The 4,998-nt window shown below is 31.2% G+C and carries 5 protein-coding genes; 2 read left to right on the top strand and 3 right to left on the bottom strand.

Annotated elements, in window-relative coordinates:
• Nucleotides 1-368: 368 nt before the first annotated feature.
• Nucleotides 369-1,598 (bottom strand): histidine--tRNA ligase, encoded by a 1,230-nt coding sequence (gene hisS / locus V6U76_RS04455; RefSeq protein WP_333023877.1) that lies wholly within the window; start codon nucleotides 1,596-1,598, stop codon nucleotides 369-371.
• A gap of 7 nt (nucleotides 1,599-1,605) precedes the next feature.
• The gene (locus tag V6U76_RS04450; RefSeq protein ID WP_333023874.1) at nucleotides 1,606-2,169 is read right to left on the bottom strand and encodes a NifU family protein; all 564 of its coding nucleotides are present in this window, start codon (nucleotides 2,167-2,169) and stop codon (nucleotides 1,606-1,608) included.
• Nucleotides 2,170-2,268: 99 nt separating this feature from the next.
• Between V6U76_RS04450 and V6U76_RS04445 the strand changes: the two genes are divergently transcribed.
• The gene (locus V6U76_RS04445) at nucleotides 2,269-2,601 is read left to right on the top strand and encodes a J domain-containing protein (protein WP_333023872.1); all 333 of its coding nucleotides are present in this window, start codon (nucleotides 2,269-2,271) and stop codon (nucleotides 2,599-2,601) included.
• A 192-nt stretch (nucleotides 2,602-2,793) separates the two neighbouring features.
• The gene (locus V6U76_RS04440; protein WP_333023870.1) at nucleotides 2,794-4,038 is read left to right on the top strand and encodes an IscS subfamily cysteine desulfurase; all 1,245 of its coding nucleotides are present in this window, start codon (nucleotides 2,794-2,796) and stop codon (nucleotides 4,036-4,038) included.
• A gap of 398 nt (nucleotides 4,039-4,436) precedes the next feature.
• Here the strand turns inward: V6U76_RS04440 and V6U76_RS04435 are convergent.
• A partial coding sequence (locus tag V6U76_RS04435; protein ID WP_333023869.1) for a class I tRNA ligase family protein occupies nucleotides 4,437-4,998 on the bottom strand: 562 nt, incomplete at its 5' end.

Below are 4,998 nucleotides of genomic sequence, written 5' to 3'. Positions count from 1 at the left end.
TGAAACTGTTCAGGCTATAAAGCACAGTGAATTACATTTTTTTGCTGTACTGCCAAAATGATTAGTTGTCGAGCCTTCTTTCGCTTAGTTAGATAAAATGTAGTGGAGAAATTGCGAGCGTAATATTAGCTTGCAAATGGTTGTTCTCTCCTTTGTTTCTCTCATATTACGAAGATTTTAAACAGATTCTTAGATCTATTGTTAAAATAATCAGGAATTTTCTCTTTGAACCTGTTATAAAAAAAAAGATAAGTAAAAAAGAAAAAACTCTAAAACATTAACCTCCTAAGTTGAGATAACACAATCTTAAATATCTTAATTATTGATCTGCTAAATGAAATATACTGTTCTAAAAAATTAATAATCTTTTATATGGAAAGACTATTTGCAATATTACTAGCGTGAACGACCTTCTGCTCTCCTGTTTTCATATTCTTTATGATTAAAGTGCTGTTATTTAATTCATCTTCACCGAAGATTAAAGCAAAGTGTGAATTTAGTTGATTTGCTTTTTTCATTCTATATTTTAGATTGCCTTGATATTCGTAATTAATGCATAAGCCCTCCTTACGCAACTCATTTGCAAGCACTAGAGCGTAATTTTCAGCTTGTACACCTATAGGAATTAAACAGATAGATTGATTTTTAGGATGAGAATAATCCATTAATTCTGCTATGCGTTCAATACCACCTGCAAAACCTACTGCAGGAGTATATTTTCCACCCATTAAAGATATAAGATTATCATACCTGCCACCTGCAAAAACTGCTCCTTGACTACCTAAATCCTCTGTAATAAATTCAAATACAGTATGACAATAATAATCGAGTCCACGTACTAATTTAGTATTGACGATATAAGGTATGTTCAGAGCTTGCAAACCATTTAATATTTGATCAAAAAAATATGATGATTCCTTTGTATAAGAATCAGAGATTCTAGGTACATCTGAAATTATTATTTTATCTTGGCTGTCTTTAGAATCTAATATCCTTAACGGATTTGTACTGAGTCTTCTTTGACTATCCTCTGATAAATCTTTTTGATATTTTGTAAAGTATGATACCAGAACTTCCCTATATTTTTTCATAGTTTTAGTATCACCAAGAGAATTTATCTCTAACCTTACATTTTTATCAATAGAAAACTTTTCTAATAGATCCTGAGCTAGCGATATTAACTCTACATCAACTTTAGGGCTGGAAATACCAAAGGCTTCAAAATTTATTTGATGGAATTGCCTCTGTCGTCCCTTTTGCGGCCTTTCGTAACGAAAAACAGGTCCAGATGAAAATAGTTTTACAGGAAGTTGTACTTTTTTTTCAAGTAAAAATCTTACTATTGCTGCAGTAAATTCTGGACGTAACGTAATACTTCTACCTCCATTATCATTAAAACTATACATTTCTTTAGTGATGATATCTGAAGTATCGCCTAAAGTTTTCGTAAAAACTTCTGTATACTCAAATATTGGAGTTTCAACTGGAGCAAACCCATAGAGAGAAGAAACCTCACTTGCTATCTGTTGAATATGTTGAAATTTATACCACTCATTAAATATAAGATCTTTTGTCCCTCTAACTGCTTGTAAATTCAAAAAACTCCTACTCTATTGTTTCAATGCCTGCAATTTCTGGTATATGATAGCTTAACATGTTTTCTACCCCTTGTTTTAAAGTGATAGCAGCACTAGGGCACCCAGAACAAGCACCTTGAAGCTTAACATATACAATCCCATCTTTGTAACCTTTAAATTTAATGTCACCACCATCTTGAGCAACAGCTGGCTTAATAAAATTATCCATTAATTCTTTAACCCTCTCTACAATTTCTATGTCATCATTATCAAAAAATTCTTCATCTTTCTTGTTCTCTCCTTCTTCATCCAAAGCCTTTCCACCAAATGTGAAATGGTCCTGAATTGTAGTCAAAATTTCTACTTTTAATATATTCCAATCGACTTCATTAGATTTTGTAATTGAGATGAAATCGTAACCAAAAAAAACTCTTTCTACATTTTCTATATGGAAAAGGTTAGTTGCTAACTTAGAGTTAGTTATATCTTCTTTACAAGGAAAATCTATAACTTCTCCTTCACTTAAAATAGCGAAGCCAGGAAGAAATTTTAATGTATTTGGATTTGGAGTACTCTCAACTTGAATAAACACTTCTTTACCATTGCAACTACAGTATTAATTATGTTACTATTTTATTACGAAATAACAACTAAATATATGTCATTTATTTTTCTATTTTTCTTAATAATAATGATAATTATATTTATAATGCCTAGTTTGCTTCTATTTTCTTTTTTTTTCATTAGAAAATTCAGCGTAGTTTTTAATATTAATTCTATATTAAGTAAATTAATAAATGATTTTAATTGTAAGAGTTCTGCATCCAGGCCTCGCTATGCAAGCAGCAAAATGTCCAATGAAGAGGCCTTAAGAATATTAGGGTTATATGGTGCTAAAGCAGATCAAAATGAAATCAATCGCGCATACCATAATCTAATGAAATTAGTACATCCAGATAAAGGTGGTTCTCAATATTTTGCACAAAAATTGAATGAAGCACGTGATAGACTGCTTAAGCATTAACATTTATTTTCGGTAGATTTTCTGCTGTCTGATAAGTAGTATATTCTAATTGATCGCGTGACACAATTCTCGATAGAAAGACTTAGTTAATATTCTTACCAATCTATTAATATGATGAGTCATAAAAATTCTTGCAGGACTTTTATTTTAGTGTTATTTTTAAAACAAAGAACTTGTTTATATGGTAGGCTTATGAACCATAAGATCATAGATAATACTGAGAGTGTAAAATTACCAATATTTCTTGATTATCAATCAACTACTAAAGTAGATCTTCGTGTTTTAGAGGTAATGATACCTTATTTTAGTGAGTTTGCTAATTCACATTCTCGCAGTCATTCATTTGGATGGAATGCTGAAAATGTTGTTGAGAAAGCCAGAAAACATGTTGCTGATTTAATCAATGCAGATAGCAAAGAAATAATATTTACTTCAGGTGCAACAGAATCAAATAATCTGGCAATTAAGGGAATTGCAAGCTTTTATAAAAATAAAGGTGATCACATCATTACTGTATGTACAGAGCATAAATGTGTTTTAGATTCTTGCAGATATTTGGAAAGTGAAGGCTTTAGAGTAACGTATTTGCCTGTGCAGCAAAATGGAATTATAGATGTATTAAAACTTGAAGAAGCAATAACTGATAAAACAATTCTGGTTTCTGTGATGATGGTAAACAATGAAATAGGAGTGATCCAACCTATTAATGAGATAGGTGCAATATGTAAAAAGCACAATATATTTTTTCATACAGACGCTGCTCAAGGGTTTGGAAAAATTCCAATAGACGTAAATGAGATGAATATTGATTTAATGAGTATCTCTAGCCATAAGATCTATGGTCCTATGGGAATAGGAGCACTATATGTACGTAGAAAAAACCCTCGTGTGAGGTTAACACCACTAATTAGTGGTGGTGGACAAGAGAGAGGTATGCGTTCTGGTACGGTTCCAACGCCTCTTGCAGTTGGTTTTGGTGAGGCGGCACGAATTGCAGCAACAGAAATGGTAGAGGAAGCAAATAAATTAGAGAAATTAAGAGATATTTTGTATTATAATATAAAAGAAGCATTTCCTGATATTGTATTGAATGGTGATTATCAAAATAGAATTCCAGGTAACTTAAATATTAGCTTTCCTTATGTTGAAGGTGAATCAATTATAATGGCAATAAGAAACTTAGCAGTAAGCTCTGGTTCTGCTTGTACATCAGCATCACTTGAGCCATCTTATGTTATACGTGCGCTTAACAATGGTCATGATCTTGAACATTCATCTATCAGGTTCGGTCTTGGTAGATTTACAACTGGAGAAGAGATTTTATATGCTTCAGAGCTCATAACTAAAAATATCGGTAGGTTGCGTGATATGAGTCCACTTCTTGAGATGGTTCAAGAAGGTATAGATTTGAGTACCGTAAAGTGGGATGCACACTGATTAAGCAAGAAGGTTCAAGAATTTAAAAGGTTCTATTATTTATTAACAAAATTTTCATAAAAAATTGTTTCTTAAAGTTAAATTTTACGTTTGTTTTATTTAATGTTATTAGTAAAAATATCTTCTGAAGAATAATTCGAATGAATCTAAAATTACTAACTTAATAATATTTATTAGAAGCAAACTTTTTAGAGCTGCGTATCTGCAATGATTTAAAAGAGGTAAATTTAAAAAGGCTGAAAAAACGAATTTTTGCATATTGTTTATAAGTAGCACCCATCTATCTGGTCGAATCGAATATTTCTGTAACATACGCTTCCGCTTATCCAGCAACTTTATGGAAATATATCTGATATTCTAGTAGATATTTAAGTAGCCATCAGAATAGGAAATAACTCTCAAGAATCAAATCTAAAAAAAATTGGCTCTGGCTTAGGTAACACGTTACCAGAGCTTATTCGTGTGTTGCACAGAGATTCTAAGCTACGTTGCTCTTTCGGAATTCTTAATTGATCTAATATCTTTTGTGCTGATAAAGGAATAATTGGTTGTAATAAAATACCTATTATTCTTATGTAATCAAGTAGCTTATAAATAACTAAATTCATACGTTCCTTATCAGTTTTACTTAATACCCATGGTGCACTTTGATCAATGTAGGCATTTGCCTCAGAAGAAATATTAATTATTAAAAGTATAATATTACTAAATTCATACCTATATAAGTGATCCATAACTTGATCTATTACAGCTGTACAGTTTGGAAGCTTTTCAAGCATATCATAATCAATTACTGGAACAACTCCAGCACACTGTTTATGTAGAAACGAAATTGTCCTTTGTACTAGATTACCTATGTTATTTGCAAGTTCTGAATTTATACGACTAATCATATTTTTTTTGCTGAAACTTCCATCTTGACCAAAATTTACCTCTCTAAGAAGGAAATAACGTAATTGA

The organism is Wolbachia endosymbiont of Pentidionis agamae, assembly GCF_036711655.1.
GTDB lineage: Bacteria > Pseudomonadota > Alphaproteobacteria > Rickettsiales > Anaplasmataceae > JAZHPY01.
This window is presented reverse-complemented; position numbering and strand designations above follow the sequence as displayed.

Bases quoted from the DNA above. Each gene is read 5' to 3' on its own strand.
- V6U76_RS04445 (WP_333023872.1), top strand. From the start codon at position 2,269: ATGATAATTATATTTATAATGCCTAGTTTGCTTCTATTTTCTTTTTTT.
- V6U76_RS04440 (WP_333023870.1), top strand. From the start codon at position 2,794: ATGAACCATAAGATCATAGATAATACTGAGAGTGTAAAATTACCAATA.